The sequence below is a fragment of the Virgibacillus sp. 7505 genome, from assembly GCF_002272135.1.
Lineage (GTDB): Bacteria > Bacillota > Bacilli > Bacillales > Amphibacillaceae > Terribacillus.
This window is the reverse complement of sequence record NZ_NPBF01000089.1, coordinates 1-354: the sequence shown is the minus strand read 5'-3', so window position 1 is coordinate 354 and position 354 is coordinate 1. Positions and strand designations below refer to the sequence as shown.

The following is a 354-nucleotide window of genomic DNA, read 5'->3' as shown; positions in this document are numbered from 1 at the left end:
ACACACGTGCTACAATGGATGGTACAAAGGGCAGCGAAGCCGCGAGGTGAAGCCAATCCCATAAAGCCATTCTCAGTTCGGATTGCAGGCTGCAACTCGCCTGCATGAAGCCGGAATTGCTAGTAATCGCGGATCAGCATGCCGCGGTGAATACGTTCCCGGGCCTTGTACACACCGCCCGTCACACCACGAGAGTTGGTAACACCCGAAGTCGGTGAGGTAACCTTTTGGAGCCAGCCGCCGAAGGTGGGATCAATGATTGGGGTGAAGTCGTAACAAGGTAGCCGTATCGGAAGGTGCGGCTGGATCACCTCCTTTCTAAGGATAATTGGAACTACTACTTCGTAGTAGACA

Annotated in this window: 1 rRNA gene; it reads left to right on the top strand. The window is 53.7% G+C overall.

Going from position 1 to position 354, the window contains the following annotated elements:
* Nucleotides 1–318, top strand: a 16S ribosomal RNA gene (locus tag CHH91_RS18050); the annotation flags it as partial.
* Between the last annotated feature and the right edge of the window lie 36 nt (nucleotides 319–354).